10 protein-coding genes are annotated in these 19,012 nt (G+C 71.6%); 5 read left to right on the forward strand and 5 right to left on the reverse strand.

What is annotated here, in order from left to right; translation table 11 throughout:
- From ACBJ32_RS29895 to ACBJ32_RS29915, 5 genes are all read left to right on the forward strand, one after another.
- Entirely contained in the window at nucleotides 1–4,551 is a 4,551-nt protein-coding gene (locus tag ACBJ32_RS29895; RefSeq protein ID WP_375129513.1) for a DEAD/DEAH box helicase, read from the forward strand.
- A gap of 76 nt (nucleotides 4,552–4,627) precedes the next feature.
- A complete protein-coding gene (locus ACBJ32_RS29900) occupies nucleotides 4,628–6,118 on the forward strand; it encodes a TIGR02677 family protein (protein WP_375129514.1) in 1,491 nt (496 codons plus the stop codon).
- Nucleotides 6,115–7,449, forward strand: a complete 1,335-nt coding sequence (locus ACBJ32_RS29905) for a TIGR02678 family protein (protein ID WP_375129515.1) — start codon at nucleotides 6,115–6,117, stop codon at nucleotides 7,447–7,449. Before ACBJ32_RS29900 ends, ACBJ32_RS29905 begins: the two co-directional genes overlap by 4 nt.
- A complete protein-coding gene (locus ACBJ32_RS29910) occupies nucleotides 7,446–11,486 on the forward strand; it encodes a TIGR02680 family protein (RefSeq protein WP_375129516.1) in 4,041 nt (1,346 codons plus the stop codon). The genes ACBJ32_RS29905 and ACBJ32_RS29910 overlap by 4 nt, the downstream gene beginning before the upstream one ends.
- A complete protein-coding gene (locus ACBJ32_RS29915; RefSeq protein ID WP_375129517.1) occupies nucleotides 11,479–12,651 on the forward strand; it encodes a TIGR02679 family protein in 1,173 nt (390 codons plus the stop codon). The genes ACBJ32_RS29910 and ACBJ32_RS29915 overlap by 8 nt, the downstream gene beginning before the upstream one ends.
- Here ACBJ32_RS29915 and ACBJ32_RS29920 read toward each other — a convergent pair.
- The 5 genes from ACBJ32_RS29920 to ACBJ32_RS29940 form a co-directional block, all read right to left on the reverse strand.
- Nucleotides 12,587–13,024: a hypothetical protein gene (locus ACBJ32_RS29920; RefSeq protein ID WP_375129518.1), complete on the reverse strand. Its 438-nt coding sequence runs from the start codon at nucleotides 13,022–13,024 to the stop codon at nucleotides 12,587–12,589. The genes ACBJ32_RS29915 and ACBJ32_RS29920 overlap by 65 nt on opposite strands.
- A 380-nt stretch (nucleotides 13,025–13,404) precedes the next feature.
- The gene (locus ACBJ32_RS29925; protein WP_375129519.1) at nucleotides 13,405–14,658 is read right to left on the reverse strand and encodes a hypothetical protein; all 1,254 of its coding nucleotides are present in this window, start codon (nucleotides 14,656–14,658) and stop codon (nucleotides 13,405–13,407) included.
- 389 nt (nucleotides 14,659–15,047) lie between these two features.
- Nucleotides 15,048–16,649, reverse strand: coding sequence for an RICIN domain-containing protein (locus tag ACBJ32_RS29930; protein ID WP_375129520.1), 1,602 nt, complete (start codon nucleotides 16,647–16,649; stop codon nucleotides 15,048–15,050).
- A 283-nt stretch (nucleotides 16,650–16,932) separates the two neighbouring features.
- On the reverse strand, nucleotides 16,933–17,754 hold the full coding sequence (locus tag ACBJ32_RS29935; RefSeq protein WP_375129521.1) for a DivIVA domain-containing protein: 822 nt from the start codon (nucleotides 17,752–17,754) through the stop codon (nucleotides 16,933–16,935).
- Nucleotides 17,747–18,883: an FAD-binding oxidoreductase gene (locus ACBJ32_RS29940; protein WP_375129522.1), complete on the reverse strand. Its 1,137-nt coding sequence runs from the start codon at nucleotides 18,881–18,883 to the stop codon at nucleotides 17,747–17,749. Before ACBJ32_RS29940 ends, ACBJ32_RS29935 begins: the two co-directional genes overlap by 8 nt.
- Nucleotides 18,884–19,012 lie beyond the last annotated feature (129 nt).

Genomic DNA, 19,012 nt, shown 5'->3' on the forward strand with positions numbered 1-19,012 from the left:
ATGGATCCCCTCGCCACCAGCGCGCTCATCGCCGGCACCTACCGCCGGTACCTGCGCTCTCTGCTGCCCGTGCGCGAGCCCGCGATCGCCGAGGCGCTCGCGGAGCAGATCGAGGCCAGCCCGCTGCTGACCAAGGGGCCCCTGCTCGAAGCCACCCCGCCTTATCGGACGGGCGCGACCTTGCACGAGCTGATCGGCCAGGGGGTGCTCGATCCCGCCTTCGCCGCGCTCGGCAGCAGGACGCTCCCACTGGACCGGCCGCTCTATCTGCACCAGGAGCAGGCGCTGCGCAAGGCGGCGGCGGGCCGGAACCTGGTGGTGGCGACCGGCACCGGCTCGGGCAAGACGGAGAGCTTCCTCCTGCCGATCCTGTCCGCGCTGACCGCCGAGGGCGATCCGCCGCCAGGAGTGCGGGCGCTGATGCTCTACCCGATGAACGCGCTCGCCAACGACCAGCTCAAACGGCTGCGCGAGCTGCTCGCCGCCGCGCCGCGGATCACTTTCGGCCGCTACACGGGCGACACCCCTGAGCGGGCCCAGCAGGGTGCCGCGCTGTTCGAGGAGCTCAACCCCGGCCGGCCCCGGCTGCCCAACGAGTTGCTCAGCCGCGAGGAGATGCGGGCTGCTCCCCCGCATCTGCTGCTCACCAACTACGCGATGCTGGAGTACCTGCTGCTCCGCCCCGACGACCTGGAGCTCTTCGAGCACGCCGAGCGGTGGCGGTTCGTGGTGCTGGACGAGGCGCACGTGTACGACGGCGCCAGGGCCGAGGAGCTCGGGATGCTGCTGCGCCGGTTGCGTGACCGGGTGGCGCCCGGGCGCAGGCTGCAGGCCATCGCGACCAGCGCCACGGTCGGTGACGAGGGTCCAGCAGTTCTGGATTTCGCCGCGCGGCTGTTCGACGCGCCGTTCGACGATGCCGATCTGGTGACCGCCACCCGGGTGGAGATGCCGTCCGGGCCGTTCTGGGGGCCGCTCACCGCGGTCGACTACCGCAAGCTGGCCGTGAGCGAGGATCCGGCGGCCGAGCTGGTCCGCCGCTCCGGGATGTCGCACGCGGGCTCGGCTCTCGCCCACGAGCACGCGATGGCCACCCTTCGCGCCAGCCTCGCGGCCGGACCGAAGCCCGTCACCGAACTGGCGAGGCTGATCTTCGAAGGGCAGGAGGAGCCGGACGAGGCGCTGGCCGCGCTGGTGGCGGTGGGCGCGCGGATCACCGACGGCGCGGGCAGTCCGGTGCTGTCGGCTCGCTATCACCTGTTCGCCCGGGCCACCGAGGGCGCCTTCACCTGCCTGACCGGCCCGCACGTCGCGCTCGGCCGTCATGAGAGCTGTCCTGCCTGCTCCAGTGCCGTCTTCGAGTTCGGCGCGTGCAAGCGCTGTGGCGCGGTCCATCTGATGGGCGCGGTCGAGCCGGCCGGCCTGCGGTTCACCCCCAGGGTGAGCGGGATGGAGTCCAGGGTCTGGCTGCTGCTCGGCGACACGCCCGAGCTGGCCGACGAGGACGACGAGACCCTGGAGGAGGGGCCGGAGACCGAGGCGCAGGACGCCTTCCTGTGCGGCAGGTGCGGCGCCCTCCACGCGACCGCGCAGAGCCCCTGCTGCGCCGATGGCGCGCTGCGTCCGGTACGCCGGCTGAAAACGAAGGCCAGCTCGCCCAGCGGCTGCCTGGCCTGCGGGGCGCGCGGCGCCGGGATGATCCGCCTGTTCGAGAGCGGTAACGAGGCCGCGGCCGCGGTCCTGGCCACCACGCTCTACCAGGCGCTGCCGCCCATGCCGGAGCAGGAGGACCGGCCGGGCGGCGGGCGCAAGCTGCTGACCTTCAGCGACAGTCGTCAGGCCGCCGCCTACTTCGCTCCCTACCTGGAGTCGAGTCATGCCCAGATCCAGCAGCGCAAGCTGATCCTCGACGGTCTGGGCCGCGCCGTACGCCGCGACGACGACGCCACCGTCGACGACCTGGTGGACGAGGTGGTCGGGGCGGCCGGGGACGCGGGCGTGTTCGAGCGCCGCGCCTCGCGCCAGCAGCGGCGGCGCACGGTGGCGCTGTGGGTGATGCGCGAACTGGTGGCCATCGACGAGCGCCAGTCGCTGGAGGGGCTCGGGTTGCTGCGGGTCGAGCTCGACAGGGAGCCGGGCTGGCGGCTGCCCGCACCCTTGCTGGAGCTGGGGCTGAGCCCGGAGGAATGCTGGTCGCTGCTGGGCGAGCTGGCCCGCTCGCTGCGCCGGCAGGGCGCGCTGACCATGCCGGAGGAGGTCGATCCGCGCGACGAGCTGTTCGATCCCCGCCGTGGTCCGATCTACGTGCGCGGTGACGGCGCCGAGGCCAGGCTGAAGGTGCTCAGCTGGCTGCCGACGCGGGGTGTCAACCGCCGGCTCGACTACCTCCGCAGGGTGCTGGCCGTGCTCGGGTCCGAGGCGGACGCGCGGGAGATCCTCGACGGCTGCTGGAGGCTGCTCACCTCGCTGCGCGACGGCTGGCTGAGCTCGGCGGCTCTGCCCAGGCTCGGCCAGGTCTTCCAGCTCGATCACACCTGGCTGAAGCTGTCGGCGGCCGGGGCGATCCACCGGTGTGGCCTGTGCCGCAGGATCAGCGCCGTCACCGTGCGCGGGGTCTGCCCGACGCTCGGCTGCGCGGGCACTCTGGCGCCGGCGGAACCCGATCTCGACGATCACCATCGGGTGCTGTACCGGTCCATGGCGCCGGTGCCGCTGCTGGCCCGGGAGCACACCGCCCAGTGGACCGGGCTGGAGGCCGCCGACATCCAGCAGCGGTTCCTGCGCGGCGAAGTCAACGTCCTGTCCTGCTCGACCACCTTCGAGCTGGGCGTCGACGTGGGCGAGCTGCAGGCGGTCATGCTGCGCAACATGCCGCCGACCACCGCCAACTACATCCAGCGGGCCGGGCGAGCAGGGCGGCGCACCGGCTCGGCGGCGCTGGTGCTGACCTACGCCCAGCGGCGCTCGCACGATCTGTCCCGCTATCAGGAGCCGGAGGCGATGATCGCCGGGCGGGTGCGCGCGCCGTACGTGCCGCTCGGCAACGACCGCATCGACCGGCGGCACGCGCACTCCGTGGCGCTGGCCGCCTTCTTCCGGCACGCCAAGGAGACCTCGGGGGCGGTGTGGAAGACGGCGGGCGACTTCTTCCTGTCCGGTGCGAGCGCGCAGGTCGAGGCCTTTCTCACGCCGGTGCCCGACGGGGTGCTGCACTCGCTGCGCCGGGTGCTGCCCGCGCCCGTGCAGGCGCAGATCGGGGTCGGCTCGGGCGCGTGGGTGCGCGACCTCGCAGACCTCCTCGAGCAGGTACGGCTGGAGCTCGCGGCGGACATCGAGGCCTTCGAGGAACGCAGGAGGGAGGCCTTCGACAAGCGCCGCAGCGATCTGGCCGCCCGTTACGAGCGAACGGTCAACACGCTGACCCGCCGATCGCTGATCGGTTACCTCGCCAACAGGAACGTGCTGCCCAAGTACGGCTTCCCCGTCGACAGCGTCGAGCTGCGTACCGCGCACTGCGACAGCCAGGTGGGCGCCAGGCTGGAGCTGAGCCGGGACCTGTCCACGGCGATCTACGAGTACGCCCCGGGTTCCGAGGTGGTGGCGGGCGGCGTGCTCTGGCGCTCCGCAGGTGTCTACCGGCTGCCGGGGCGGGAGCTGATCAGCCGCACCTACGCGGTCTGCCGTATCTGCCAGCACTACCGCGAGGGCGACGAGACGCTGGAGACGGCCTGCCCGGCGTGCGGCAGCGTTGGCGAGGGCGCGCCGCGCCAGTACTACGTGCCCGAGTTCGGCTTCGTCGCCGATCACCGGACCGCGAAACCGGGGACGGCGCCGCCGAGGAGCGCCTGGCACGGCTCCACCCACATCGTCTCCCTCGGCGAGGAACTGACAGAGGGCCGGTGGACCTCCGCCGGCGGGGCGTCGGTGTGGTGCCGGTCGGGGTCGCGCGGACGGCTGGTCATGCTGTCGGAAGGACCGGCCGGAAGCGGCTTCCTGATCTGCGACTGGTGCGGCTGGGGCACGCCGAACCGGGGCAAGACGGCCAAATCGCACGTCAACCCGCTGCGTCAGGGCGAGTGCCAGGGGCCGCTGCGCTGGCGGTCCCTGGCTCACAGCTTCGAGACCGACCTGGCCGAGCTGCGCTTCGACGCGCTGAGCTCAATGCCGCCGAGTCCGCGACCAGACCTGATCTCCGCCGCTCACTGGCGTTCCTCCCTGTACGCCCTGCTCGAAGGGGCGGCCGACGGGATGGAGATCAGCAGGAACGACCTCGACGGTGCGGTCAACCCCGGCGCCGACGGGCGCATCGGGCTGGTCCTCTTCGACACGGTGCCCGGCGGGGCCGGCGCTGCGCTGCGCGTGGCCGCTGCGCTCGACGTGGTCGTCGAGGCGGCGCTGCGGCGGGTCGCCTCGTGCGACTGCGGCGCCGAGACCTCCTGCTACGGCTGCCTGCGTACGCGTCGCAACGAACGCCACCACGACGGACTGAGCCGCGGCGCGGCCCTGCACGTTCTGGGCGCGCTGTGCGACCTGAGCGCCGCGTCTCCCTGAAGCGATGTGCGGAGTTGTCGGTCGTGTACGCCATGCTGGTTGAGACTCGAGAACCTCTGAGAGCCGGATGAGATCTGTGAACCTCGAAGACGCACCTGGCGCGTTCGGGATCGACGCGTTCACGCTCGATGACCGGATGCGGCTGTTCCACTTCGCCGCGGCGGAGAAGCGCCTGGAATACCTGTGGGTGCTACGTGCCTTCGACCGCGGGCGGGCCAACTACCAGGTGCTGCTGCACGCCTCCGGCGTACGCGATCTGCTTGACGAGCTCGGCGCCCCAGAGGTGGGCGATGTGCAGCCGCTGCTCGACTCACTGAACGACTGGCAGCTGCTCGACCGCAGTTACGACGGCACCAGGGCGGCCAACCTGGCCGAATACCGCAACAGGCACTACATCTACCAGTTCACGCAGGCGGGTTATCGCGCTTATCGCGCGGTTGAGGAGGTGCTCGGGGCCAGGCTGGGGGACGCCCAGCTGTCCAGGCTGATCTTCCCCGACATCCTGGCCGACCTGGAGGCGCTGGCCGAGGCCAACAGGAGCGGCGACGGCGACGAGGTCTACCGCAAGCTCAGCCGCCTGGACCAGGTCCTCGGCGACATGGCGCAGCGGGCCGCCCGCTTCTATCTGATGCTGGGCGACCTGGCCCGCACGAACGACACCAGGCCAGAGGTGTTCCTGTCGCACAAGGACTCGTTGCTCACCCATATGCGCGAGTTCACCGCCGAGCTGGCCAGGTTCACGCCCCGCCTGGCGCGAGCCGTTCATGAGGTGGCGGATACCGGAGTGGACCGGCTGGTCGCGCACGCGGCCGCAGCCGACGACCGGCTGTTCCGTACGCCCGGCGAGCGGGAGGATGACTGGCGGCAGCGCTGGGCCGGCCTGACCCACTGGTTCGGCGACGGCCCGCACAGCGAGGCCGAGCGGCTGCAGAGCGCGACCGTCACCGCGATCGCCAACGTGCTCGCGCTGCTGCGCCGGGTGACCGAGGCGCGCAGAGGCGGAGTGAGCAGGGAGAGCCAGCTGCGGCACCTGGCGCAGTGGTTCACCTCGTGCCCCGACGACGACGCGGCGCACGGCCTGTTCCAGGCCATCTTCGATCTGGGCGGCCCGCGGCACCTGTCGGTCACGCACGAGGATCCCGAACTGGTCCCGGCGCGGCGGTCCTGGTGGGACGCGGAGCCTGTGCGCCTGGCCAGAGGGCTGGTCGAGGCGGGCAGGGAGCCGCGCATGTCCGGAGCCACCGCCAGGATCGAGCGCAACGACGCCCAGCGGCAGTGGCTGCGCACCGAGCAGCTCAAGCTGGCCAGGCAGCGGCGCGACGCGGCCGCCTCACTGGCCGGAGACGGCGTCTACGAGCGGGTGCTCGACGAGCCTGAGACCGTCACCCTGCTGAGCCTGCTCGATCATGCGCTCAGCGCCCGGGTGGCGACCAGCCGCCGGGTCACCGCGGGCTCCTCCGCCCATGGCGTACGACTGACGCTGCACCCCTGCGACGGCTCCACCACCGTACGGACCGTACGCGGGCGCCTGCACCTGAACGGCATGCGGCTGGAGGTGTCGAGGTGAGTGTCGCTGAGCACGTGAGCCCGCTCGAGCTGGCCGACTACCAGCGGGCGGTTCGGCTGCTGCTGGCCCATCCGCTGATCACCGAGGTCCATCCGAACAGGGCGGCGCTGCCGCTGGTCCGCCGGTGGGCCGCCCAGCTGCGCTCCGACCTGCACGAGTTGCTCGGCTACCGCCTGGTGACCACGGCCAACACCGCGCGGCTGCTGCGGGTGCAGGACGATCTCGATCTCACCCGTCCGGCCGTGACCAGGACCGACCGGCCTTTCGACCGGCGCAGATACGCCTACCTGGTGCTCACGCTGGCGGCTCTGGGCCGATCAGGCACCCAGATCGCGCTCAGCGAGCTGGCCGAGGCCGTCGCCGCCGACGCGACCAGGATCGACGGCCTGGGACTCGACACCGAGCGCAAACCCGACAGAGACGCCTTCGTCGACGCGGTGACCTGGCTGACCGAGCGCGGCGCGCTGGCGCTGGCCGACGGCTCCGCCGCCGACTGGGCCAGCAGTCCTGACGGGGCCGAGGCGCTCTATGACATCGACCGCGAGGTCGTCTTCGCGATCTACCGGCCGAGCCGGGTGCTGCAGCATCTGGGCTCGGTGACCGGGCTGCTGGAGACCGATCGCGGCCTCGTGCAGGGCGTGCACCGCGTCCGCGAGGCCGCCGCGCGCAGGGCCAGGCGGCTGGTGCTCGAGCGCCCTGTCGTCTACTACGCCGACGTGAGCGAGTCGCTGCGCGGCCAGCTGCGCCACCCCGGCCTGGCCGAGGACCTCGAGCGGCTCACCGGGCAGGCGGTGGAGCGCCGCGCGGAGGGCTTGGCCCTGATCGATACCTCGGGCCGCCTGTCCGACATCCGCTTCCCCAGCGGCGGAACACCCTCCCAGGCCGCGCTGCTCCTGTCCACGCGCATCGCCGCGCAGGTCGCGGAGGGAAAGCTGCCGACGATGCCCGCGCCGACCGCGGCCGAGCGCACTCAGGCCGGTGCCGCGAGGATCGACGCGGGTCTGCCACTCCGAGGCGTGGTGGCCGAGCTCACCGTAGAGGAGCCTGGCACCGAGCCCGAGCCCGAGCCCGCCGAGGGCGCGCTCTACCCGTTCCTCACCGACGCGTGGCTGAAGGGCGCGATGAAGGAGCTCATGAGCACCTATGGCTCCGCCTTCGCCGTCGCCTGGCGCGGCGACCCCGACCGGCTACTGCGTGAGGCTCTACGGCTGCTGTCGGCGCTCGGGCTCGTCGCCCGCGTCGAGGGCGGCGTGCTCGCACTCCCTCTGCTGGCCCGCTACCGGGCCACGACCGCCGAGATCAAGCCACGAGCCGCCAAGGAAAAGACGTGACGCGCTACGTGCCCACCCGGGCCGGGATCATCAACCTGTGGGACTACCGGGATGAGGAGTTCGCCTTCGCGAACGGCTGGCTGATCCTGCGCGGCCCCAACGGCTCCGGCAAGACCAAGGCGCTGGAGGTGCTCTTCCCGTTCGTGCTCGACGGGCGGATCGACCCCAAACGGCTCAACCCGTTCGCCTCCGAGGACCGGACGATGAAGTCCAACCTGCTCTTCCGCGGGCAGGACACCGCGCTCGGCTACGTCTGGCTCGAGCTGCGCCACCGCGACACCGGCCAGGCCGTCACCGTGGGCATCGGCCTGCACGCCCAGCGCCACCGCGACGCCCCGGTGCGCTGGCACTTCGTCGCCGAGGGCCGCGTCGGCGAGGACTTCTCGCTGCTCACACCCGACGACCGGCCGATGACCAGGAAGCAGCTCGTCGAGGAGCTGGGCGAGCACGCGCTCACCGCCTCACCGACCGACTACCGGCACGCGATCGACCAGCGGCTGTTCGGCCTGGGCAGAGAGCGCTACGAGCAGCTGATCACGCTGATCCTCACGCTGCGCCGCCCGCAGCTGGCCAAGAACCTCGACCCGGGCAAGCTGTCCGACACCCTCACCGACGGGTTGCGTCCCATCGACGACGAACTGATCGCCGAGGCGTCCCGCTCGTTCGACGACATGGAGAGCGTGGCGCGGACCCTGGAGGGGTTGGTCGCCGCCGACGAGGCGACGCAGGCGTTCCTGTCCAGCTACACCACCTACCTGCGCACGCACTCACGCTGGGCGGCCGACGCGCTGACCCGCCGCCGCGACGACGTCGCGACTCACCAGGGAGCGCTCGAGACCGCCACACGCGCGCTGACCGCGGCCGAGCGGGAGCAGGCGGAGGCCGAGGCGGCCATGGTGGCGGCCGATGAGGCGCTGGCCGGCCTGCGCGCCCGTCTGGAGCAGCTCAAGAGCAGCGCCGCCTACCAGGCCGTCGAGCAGCTCGCCGACCTCGAGCGGCTGGTCAGGACCTGCGCGGAGACGGCCGCCACCGCCGTCACCGAGCTGGAACGCCGGGCCGCCACCACGCAGAAGGCCCGCGTCCAGCTGTCCTCGGCCCAGCGCGAGCTGGCCGAGCTGGCGGCGGCGGTCTCCCGCACCTCGGCCGACCTGGCGGCCGAGGCAGCCGCCGCCGGGATCGCCTGGAGTCCGGCCGACGCCGAGAGCAGCGGCTTCGCCGATCGGGTGGGCGGCAGGGTCGCCGCCAGGACCGACGATCTGCGGGCGGTCCGGGAGGCACTCGCCACGGCGCAGAAGGCCGAGCAGGCACGCGACCTGGCCAAGGTGACGCTCGATCAGGCCATGACCGCGCTCGCCAGGGCGGAGGCCGCCGAGGCCGAGGCGGCGCAGGCGGTGGCCGGGGCACGAGATCACGCCAAGGAGCAGCTCGCCTCCTGGGCCGAGCACCACGGCTTCGACGTCGCCCCCCTGGAGGCGGCGCTCGATCTGGTGGGTGAGCCGGATGCGCCCGGCCTTGACACGGTCTTCGCGGGTCTGACGGCGGCTGCCGTCCAGGATCTGCGTGACACCCTCGCGCGGCTGCGCGCGGAGCGGTCCGCTGCCGAGGCCGAGCGTGCCCAGGTGGGCGCCGAGCGGGCGCGGATCGCGGCGGAGCACGATGACGCGCCGCCGCCCTTCGCAGCTCGTACGGCTTCGCGCGAGGCCCGGGCGGGTGCACCGCTGTGGCGGCTGGTCAGGTTCGCCGATCAGGTGCCGCCCGAGCAGGCGGCGGCGGTCGAGGCGGCGCTGGAGGCGGCCAACCTGCTCGACGCGTGGGTGACGCCGGCCCCCGTGAGCGTGACGGCCGGGGATTCCGAGGGCTACCTGGAGCCCGGCGGCCCGGTCACGCCCAGCCTTGCCGAGTTGCTGGTTCCCGAGGAGGGCACGCCGGTCTCCCCCGAGCGGATCACCGCGATCCTGCGTTCCGTCTCGCTCGGCGGGCAGAGTCCGGCGATCACCGCCGACGGGCGGTTCGCGCAGGGTGTCCAGGTCGGCGCCCATCACAAGGAGCATGCCGAATATGTCGGAGCCACAGCCCGGGCGCGCCGCCGTGCCGTACGTCTCGCGGAGTGTGACGCCAAGCTGGCTGAGCTGAGCGACACCATCACGGGTTTCGACCGGCAGCGGGCAGGCGCCGAGTCGGCGCTGGAGGCCATCGACGCGGCGCGCGCCGCGCTGCCCAGGACCGGACCGATCGCGGCCGCCCTGCACGAGCACCAGGGGGCAGCCGGCCGCCTGCGGGCCAGCAGGGAGAACGCCGACGCGGCGCAGAGCGGCTATGACGCGGCCGTGGCGGCGTGCGGCGTGACCGAGCGTGCCCTGCGCAGGGCCGGCGCCGAGCACGCGCTCGCCCCCGAGCGGGTCGAGGAGGTGGCGCAGGCCCTGCGGCGCTTCGAGAGCACGGCGTCCGCGCTGTCCGGCCGGTGGCGCGAGGAGGCGCGGCAGCGCGAGGCCGTCGGGGATGCCACCGAGCGGCTGGAGTCGGCGGCCGACGACGAGGCGGCCGCTGAGCGGAGCGCTGCGACGGCGCGGCTGCGGCACACCGAGGAGGCCGCCAAGCTGGAAGTCCTCCAGCAGACCATGGGCGCGGAGGCGCGCCAGGTGCTGGCCGAGATCGAGGCGGCGGAAGGCGGCATCGTCGCCGCGTCCAGAACGGTCGAGTCGGCCAGGAACGCCGAGCGGACGGCGCTCACCGAGACCGCCACGGCCCGCGCCCGGCTGGCGGCGGCACAGCAATCCCTGCAGGTGGCGGTGGGTGAAGAGCGCCAGACGGCCAGAGGGCTCGCACCCTTCGCCCAGCGCGAGCTGCTCGACGTGCTCAAGTGCCCGCCGGGCCTGACCTGGCCCGCGCAGGAGGCCGACTGGCTGGGCGAGCACGGTGGTGGGGCGCAGCCTTGGGGGGGAGAACAACTGCCTGAGGCGGTGCGCGTCGTGCACGAGGCGATCCTGTCCGTGACCCGCGACCTGACACCGACGGAGATCTCGCTCAAGCAGTCGACCACCCGCCTGACCAAGGCTCTGGACGACTTGCAGGCGCAGCTCACCGCCGCCGGGCAGGACTATCGCCCGGAGTGGGACGGAGCCGACGGAGTGATCGTGGTCAGGGTCGCCGACGAGGACGGCCTGCTGCCGGTGGGCGCCTTCGCCGCGAAGATGACCGAGGCCCGCCGCGACCAGCAGCAGCTGCTCAGCGACTCCGAGCAGCGCATCCTGGAGGATGCGCTGCTCACCCGTCTGGCTCAGCAGATTCACGACCGCACGGTCGATGCCCGGGACCTGATCAGGCGGATGAACACCGAGATGCGTTCGCGCAAGATGTCCTCCGGCACCACGGTCGGGGTGAGCTGGCAGCTCGCCGACAACCTGGAGGAGGAGCAGCGGGCGGTCTGCGGGCTGCTCGACGCCGACGCGGCCAGGCTCGGTCCCGACGAGCTGAGCCGGATGCGCGCCCACTTCGCCACCCAGATCAAGAACGCCAGGGCGCGTGAGCGCGAGCTGCCCTACCGCGAACTGCTCACCAAGGTTCTCGACTACCGCCGCTGGCGGCAGTTCACCTTCCAGCTCGTACGGCCCGGCGGCGCGGAAGAGCGGCTCACCCGCGCCAAGCACAGCCGCCTGTCCGGAGGCGAGCAGTCGGTTTCACTGCACCTGCCCCTGTTCGCCGCCGCCCACGCCATGCTCAACTCGGCCAGACCCGACGCTCCGCGGCTGCTCGCGCTGGACGAGGCGTTCGCCGGTGTCGACGACACCGGGCGCAGCGAGCTGATGGGCCTGGCCGCCCAGTTCGATCTCGACCTGTTCATGACGGGCTACGACCTGTGGGCCACGCACGCGGCAGTGCCCGCCGCGGCCCACTACGACCTGGCCCACTCGCCCGTCGAGCATACGGTCAGCGCTCTGCTGCTGGTGTGGGACGGCGCCGAGCTGCTGGCCGACGACGCCGGCGAGCTGACCGTCGCGCTCGGCTCCCCCGGAGTGCGGCGGGTGCCCGTTGGCTGACCTCCCCGGCCGCCTCCTGGCGGCCGCCCGCCGTCGCCTGGAGCGCACCGGAGGAGTGCTGGAAGGCTCCATCGGGCTGAACGCGCCCACCGACGATGAGCGGCGCGCCATCATCGGCATCACCGGGATCTACCGCCCGGAAGGCGTCAAACGGCTCACCGTGTCGCTGGCCGAGCTCGACGCCGCGGTCCCCGGCGGGTTGCTCCAGGCGCTGGGCGGCCGGATCAGGGACAGGGCGGCGGAACGCGCCGCCGAAGAGGCGGCCAGGAAGGACCTGCTGGCCACCCCCTCACGGCATGCGGGAACCCCCTGGTTCTCCGGCTGGCTGGCCGCGATGAGCGCCGACGGCACCCTCACCCGGCTGATCAGGCGCGGCGACGGCCACCTGATCCGCCAGGCGTGCGCCGTGCTCGACCTGCTTCCCGCATCCTTCGTCCCGCTTCCGGTGCTGGCCGAGGCCACCACGGGCGACACCAAGGCACTCGGCCGCGGCAGCCCGCTGGCCACGCTGGTGCTGCGCGCGCTCGCCCTGCGCACGCCCGGGGAGCTCGCGCCGCGCGAGCTGTGGGAGTCGGCCGGGGTGATCCTCGACGACCTGGCCAGCCAGGTGCTCGTGCTCAATCTCAGGACCCGCGGCGGCACCGTCGTGTCGCGCTGGCTCAACGACGCCGCCGCGCACGGCATCCCGTTCCGGCTCACCCTCCAGCAGCAGGTGGAGTACGAGATCGTGCCTGATGTCGAGGAGATCTACGTCTGCGAGAACCCCGCGGTCCTCCGCGCCGCCGCCGCCGAACTCGGCACGGCGTCGGCCGCCCTGGTCTGCACCGAGGGGATCCCCTCGGCGGCGTGCCACAAGCTGCTCACGGGTTGCTCCCGGCCGCGCTGGCGCGCCGACTTCGACTGGACCGGGCTGCGCATCCTCGCCTCCGCCCGGCTGCGGCACGGCGCGGTTCCGTGGCGGATGGGGGCGGCCGACTACTCCGCCGGGCTGGAGCTGGGCGAATCCACCCCGCTCACCGGCAGCCCGGCGGTCAGTCCGTGGGACCCGGCTCTTGCCGGCCGGATGGCTGCAGTAGGGCGCGCGGTCATGGAGGAACGCCTCATCCCCGCCCTCCTCTCCGACCTGACAAGAACGCCTGGGGGGAGGCGTGGGAGGCCGAGGTGATGGCGGAGGCGAGCGAGTACGACGCACTGGTCGCCGGGAGGCTCCATTTGGCCAGGACGACAGCGGGCAGGAGAACGCCGGTCCGGTGGGCCGGAGGCGCCGTTCCCATGGCGATCGTGGTGGGAGCCCGATCCGGCGCGCCCGCGCGCCGGGCCGTCGCCAGGTCCTGCCCGGTGATCTCGCAGCGCAGGCGCAACCCGTGCGCGGCGTTCTCAGCCACGGCCAATTGCATGCCCAGCAAGCGGCAGTCGTCCTCGCACCGGATCCACTCGGCCTGGATCAGGTCAGCGCTCCAATGCGCCAGCATGGCGAGATGCGGAGCCTCGATCTTGGGCAAGTCGGCCTGCCCGTCATGCTCCAGCAGCTTCGCCATGCCTTTGAGCCGCGCCTGCAACAGACCGCGCCGGCCGTCGGCGCGCCCCGCTCTCAGGTCTGCGCGACGGTCGCTCGGCCCGTAGGCGACCGGTTCTTCTGGAGGGCCTGTCCAGGCCGGCCGCCCAGGCGGGAGTACGTCCTCAAGGCGGGGTTTCGCGTGAAGGGTGTCAAACTGAGCCAAAAGCCCTGACCTGCGTATCTCATGCACCCCGGGGGCCAGTCGGCTCGCCAGTACTCGTTGATCAGCCCGCCGAGGACTTCACGGCGCCTGCGCCGACGGCAGCGCGGGCGGCGCCGTCCCCGCCGCGCTGCCCGGACCGATTGTCTGTCTCGCGATGCGTCCGGCTCCGGGCAGCCGGACGCGAAGCTGAGGAGACGTCAGGAGATGGCGAGCGTGCCGTCCGCGTTACGGGCGCACGTGACGACCGTGCGGGGCGCCGCGGCGAAGGCGCCGGTCAGGCACTGGCCGAGGACCGTGTGGCCCGCGGCGTTGGGGTGCCACGACTCCTGGCAGGTCTGGAAGTAGGTGACGCAGGTGTTCGCCGCCCGCTGGATACCGATCTTGTCCCAGCCGGACAGGCTGGTGATGAACGTGCCGGACGGCCCGTCCTGTACCCGGACCGGCGTGGCGAGCGCGCCCGCCGGGCTGCCGGGGTTCTCGCAGAGCCTGGCCCCGTCGAAAGCCCTCTGGACGTCCAGTACGCGCAGGTCGGCCGCCGGGCGTTCGGCTGCCAGCGTGCTGTGCGCGTTCCTGACCAGGGAGCCGAGGTTCTGGGAGAACACGTGCCCGGGGGCGAGGCTCGCACGGTGGATCGGGCATCCGGCGGCGTAGCGCTCGGCGCCGAGGGCGCGGAACTTGTCGCGGGTGTCGGTGCGGCCGTCCTCGTCGTGGTACTGCGGGGCGATGTCGGGCGGCAGCGGGTTGGTGTAGGTCTGCAGGATCACCTGGTGGGTGCCGTCGGCGTCGATCTGGGCGAGGGTGTCGAGGATCTGGCGCAGGGCCGCGGTGGTCTCGGTGGTGGCGGCGGCGACCTCGGTGTCGGTGGCCAGGTCCGAGGCGGTGCAGGGCTTCTGCGGCACTTCGCCCTTCAGATAGGCCCAGAACTCCCACCAGCCTGTCCAGGCGTCGGCGATGAAGCGGTTGGCGCACAGCGTGGCCACGTCGCCGAAGGTGAACTGGGTGTTGTTGGAGCCGAGGCCGACGAGGACGACGTCGATGTCGTGCGTCCGGGCGAGGGCGCGCAGCTGATCGAGTTGCGAGGCGACGGCGCGGCCCTCGGCCCGGGCGCCGGCGGGGGTGGCGATGTCGGCGGGCTGGGCGCCGGAGCACGCGAGGTTGAAACGTTGCTGGATGCCCGGGAGCGATGCCGTGAACACCGAGGCGTTGGCCGACCGGTGACAGAAGTAGGCGTTGCTGTTGGGCGCCGACCAGCCGGGGAAGCCCTGTGCCGTACCGGAGGCGTCGACGACGGGCTGGTAGTCCCCCGCGCCCTCCCCGCTGACGAAGCTGTCGCCGAGCGCGACGGCGGCGGTGGGCAGAGCCGCCTGCGCCGGTCCGCCCTGCGCGGCCTGGATGCCCGCCGCGCTCACCAGGAGCATGACAGTCGCGGCGGCACGCCGGAGGAACCTCATAACCACCTCATTTCCTACTAAATAAGTACGGAATACGCATGTGTGGATCACAACATGCCGCACCGGCGGCGTCAACATGCCGGCCTCCGGCAAGAGCATCCTCACCGCCGGTCCGGCATGCTCTACGGTCGGCGCGTGGTGACGGGGGCGCGGTGATGATCCCTGGTCCGCAGGATCTGGTGGGATTCGAGCAGCCGGACCGGTTGTTCGTCCTGGGTGGCCGCCTACTCCCCGGCGGGGCGGTCGCGCGGCCGGCGAGCGGCCGCCGGGCAGGAAGAACTGGACCACGGGCTGGACGACGCTCCGGGGTGCCGTCCAGGATCACGTGGACTGCTCGCCCTCCGGCGGCCCGACGCCTTCGTGTTCACGTGCTTCGGCCGGGTGCGGCCTCAAGCGTCCCAGCGCTGGTTGGCGCCGCCCCAGCAGGTGTACTGCTGGAGACGGGCGCTGTCTGCCGTCGACTGGCCGGACACGTCGAGGCACTTGCCCGAGTGCCGGGCGACGATCTCGACGTGGCTCGTGCCGGACACGGCGCGGAGTTGCCACTGCTGGTTGGTGCCGCTGCCGCACGTGTACTGGATGACGGCCGCGTTGTTCGCGGTGGAGGCGTTGTTCACGTCGAGGCACTTGCCGGAGTGCTGCGCCACGAGGTTGTGGTAGCCATTGCCGAGATCGCGCAGTTGCCACTGCTGGTTGACGGCCCCGGTGCAGGTGTACTGGATGATCTCGGCGGCGTTCCCGGTCGAGCCCTGCAGGACGTCGACGCACTTGCCGGAGTTCTGGTTGACAATCTGGGTCGTCGTTGTGCCACCGCCGCCGTCGACGGCGTCGCCCCAGCCGTAGCGCAGGCGGTTCGCGCCGGACGGGTTGCGGATCGCGAGGTTGAGGTCGGTGCCGCTGCCGCTCTTGGCGTACATCGAGTACCAGTCGTAGCCGATGTCGCCGGGCTTGCCGCCGATGGCCGGCCAGTAGGTGGCGCCCATGGCGTTGTCCCGCATCACCTGGGTGACGGCGCGGATGTGGCGGACGAAGTTGTCCGTGCTGTTCGCGTCGGCGTAGTTCAGGCCGTTGTTCATCGGAGCCCCGAACTCGGTGACGACCGCCCGCGAGGCGCAGTTGCCCAGGCGGGTCTGGACGTGGGACCGCCAGCCGTCGTACGTGTTCGCCGAGTAGAAGAACGCGTAGTGGTGGAACGAGAACAGCGTGCCGGCGAAACGCGAGTCGTTGCACAGGTCACGGAGGTCCTGGCTGTAGCCGGTGCCACCGACGAGCACCCGGTTCGGCGGAGCCGAGTAGTGGTGGCCCAGCCAGTCGGCGGCGATGGTGCGCCACTCGGCCGAACTGTAGCCGTGCGGCTCGTTCATCGGCTCGAAGTACACGAGGCCGTTCGATCCGTACTGGGAGGTCACGGTCGACCACATCGAGTTCCACGCCGAGAGGTTGGTGATGCGGCCCCCGGAGGCCGCGCCGTCCTCCCAGTACGCGAGGATGACCTTCCACCCGCGCGCCGTGGCGGCGTCGACGGCGCCGCGGTAGGCGTTCCACCAGGTGGTGCCGACGGTGTGGGTGTTGATCGGCAGCCGGACCGTGTTCACACCGAGTGTCGACTGCATGTCGTCGTACAGCGCGTTGGCCTTGGCCTGGACGGTGGCGTAGCTGTCGGAGCCGCTCAGCCCGTCGACGACGAGCGGGCCGGTGCTGAAGTTGTCGCCCAGCACCGCCCAGTTCATGCCGCGGAACTGACTGGTCGCGGCCGCTGCGGGCGTCGTCCATAAGCCCACTGCGATGATCGGCAGGAGCACCAGGGCTGCCAGCCCGGCGAGCAGCCGCCTGGCTCCGGATGTGTCCATGGGGGAACCCTTCTCGTGCGTCGTCGCGGTGGTCTGCTCGCGGGCCGGAAGGTCGCGTCGGCCGGTCCGGCCGAGATGGTCCTGGTACCTGGCGTGGTCGCGCGCGGTCGAGCGGGCGCGACGAGACGTGGGGCTTGACATGGTTCTCTCCTTGAGGGCATGCACCATGGGCCGGCGGCACTGCCGGTTTGCGCACGCTTATCGCGTGGTCGTTGACGCCCGCCCGGAGAGAAATCCGTCTATCAACCCCAAGTTAGCGCTAACACCTCGCCGAGGAAAGATCGTGCGAGAACCAGCTGGCAGGAGAAGCCCTGTTCTTCACGCCGGCCGCCGCGGTGGAGTCCGCCGCCGCCGAACCCCCGCGGCGCGGATCCCGCCGAGACGGCCCGGCGGGATCCCGCTCACCACGCGGAAGTGACGCCCCTCAGCCGGGGAGATCGGGGGAGCCGGGCGCGGACGGCATGCTGATGCCCTCGGCCGTCTCCCACTCATCGAGGTTCATGAGCAGCAGCTCGAAGTAGTCGCGCAGCTTGCCGCGGTATTCCTGGTTCGCGGTACGCAGCCGGGCGGCCTCCCGCTCCCAGTTCTCCGGCCCGGGAGTGGCCTGCTCCTTGCTGAGCAGCTCCGACCTGCGGTAACGCGCGTCGTCGACCAGCTCGCGCGCGTACCGCTGCGCGTCCTGAATGTACTGGTCAGCGGTCTGCTGGGCCTGCGAGAGCAGTTGGGCCGCGTAGACGTGCGCCTCCTGCATCCGGCTGGCCACCGTCTGCGACTCCACGTGGCCCTGCTGCTCCACCCGCGCGAGCCCGGTCTCCCGCCGCGTCGGCGTCGCGGGCGCGGCAGACGTGACCGACGCGGCCGATGCGGCAGGGTCCTCCTGTTGCGGTCCGGGGATCGCCGAGGAGTCGGAGACGTACCCGCGCAGCAGTTCGACCTCGGCCGCAAGCGCCTTCTTCTCCTGGGCCAGCCGGCTCAGCTCCTCCTCGACCCGGTCGAGCAGGTTGTTGACCTGGTCCTCGTCGAGGCCGCGGCGCCCGAGCGGGGCGCGGCGGAAGACGACGGCCCGCAGTTGGGCGGGGGTGAGCCGTTCGGCGGAGTGGTTGCCGTTGGACGAGGCCGCCCGCGGCTCGTCCCACTGCGGCTCCTCCCACGAAGCGCCGGTCGTCTCGCCGGGCTCCGACCACCCCGTGTTGCCGTCCTGCTCCTGTGAATATGTGGCGTGAAACTGCTCCACCGGGTCATTCATGAACGAACCTCTGTGACGGGGTGATCTTGCTGGCGAATTTCTCCAGGCGGATCCGGTTGTCGCTGAAACCATTTCCGCGCAGGATCTCGACCGTGCTGTCGACCATGGCGGGCGGGCCGCAGACATAGGCGTCGTACGCATCCCACCGGCCGTATCCGGCGATCACTTCGCTGACCGTTCCCGAGGCCGCCAGTTCCGGTTTGTGAATGTCGGAGAGCGCTGCCCTGACGCTGAGCCAGGAATATTTCTCGGACCAGGTACGCAGAACGTCGAAATCGTAGAGCCCGTCCGGTTCCCGGGCTCCGACGAACACCGAGACCCACGGCGGCACCGGCAGCCGGGTCACATGTTCGAGGATCGCTTTGATCGGTGCGAAACCGGTGCCGCCGGCGACCAGCAGGAGATTCCGGCCGGTGGTGGGGTTGAGGGTCAGCGTGCCGATCGGCGCGCCGAGGCGGACGATGTCACCCTCCTGGATCTCGCGCACCAGGGTCGCGCTGACCGCGCCGTCGGCCTTGACGTGGATCTCGATGGTGTTGTCCTGCCGGGGCACGTTGGCCATCGAGTAGTAGCGCCACAGGTTCGCCCACTGCGGCACTTCGATCGGCGCCGACTGCCCGGGGACGTAGGGGAAGGGCGTGTCGACGAGCAGGCGCAGCACGGCCGTGTCGACGGCCCTGCGCTCGTGGCTGATGACCTCGGCCGTCCACCGCGCGGGCCGCTTCATCGCGTCCTGCCTGGCGCCGTCCACCAGCACCGTGGTGAGCGCGGTGAGGAACTCGCGCCATTCGCGCTCGAGGTCGTCGTCCCAGAGGTTGCCCGAGAAGCGGTGCATCGTGTTGACGACGCTGGCGCACCACTTCGCGTAGTGCTCGGCCTGCACGCCCATTTTGCGGTGGCTGCGCGCGAGTTGGTGAAGGTAGGGCGTGATCTCGTGCAGGGCGCCTGCGTGTTCGACCGCGAACGCCAGTGCCTCCATCAGCCGCTCCCGCTGGTTCCGCATGTTGACGGGAAACAGCTCGCGGTAGCCGGGGACGTTCAGGAACAGGTCGGAGAACAAATACAACGGCACGCTGTCGCCGTATTTGGCGACCAGTTCGAAACTGTCTCGGAGTCGTGTGAAGTTCAAGCGGATCCCCCCGTGCCCCATGCATCGGGAATAGCTGTCGGCCAGTCTAGGTAGCGTTTGTCGGAGTGTCCATGAATCCCGCGACATAATCGGGTTCCTGCGCCGCGTAATGCGATATATAAACAGCCG

Source organism: Nonomuraea sp. GTA35 (assembly GCF_041950525.1).
GTDB lineage: Bacteria > Actinomycetota > Actinomycetes > Streptosporangiales > Streptosporangiaceae > Nonomuraea.

What these genes read in the sequence shown, in the direction of transcription:
- ACBJ32_RS29895 (WP_375129513.1), top strand. Translation starts at nt 1, where the DNA reads ATGGATCCCCTCGCCACCAGCGCGCTCATCGCCGGCACCTACCGCCGG.
- ACBJ32_RS29920 (WP_375129518.1), bottom strand. Translation starts at nt 13,024, where the DNA reads ATGGCGAAGCTGCTGGAGCATGACGGGCAGGCCGACTTGCCCAAGATC.
- ACBJ32_RS29925 (WP_375129519.1), bottom strand. Translation starts at nt 14,658, where the DNA reads ATGAGGTTCCTCCGGCGTGCCGCCGCGACTGTCATGCTCCTGGTGAGC.
- ACBJ32_RS29930 (WP_375129520.1), bottom strand. Translation starts at nt 16,649, where the DNA reads ATGTCAAGCCCCACGTCTCGTCGCGCCCGCTCGACCGCGCGCGACCAC.
- ACBJ32_RS29935 (WP_375129521.1), bottom strand. Translation starts at nt 17,754, where the DNA reads ATGAATGACCCGGTGGAGCAGTTTCACGCCACATATTCACAGGAGCAG.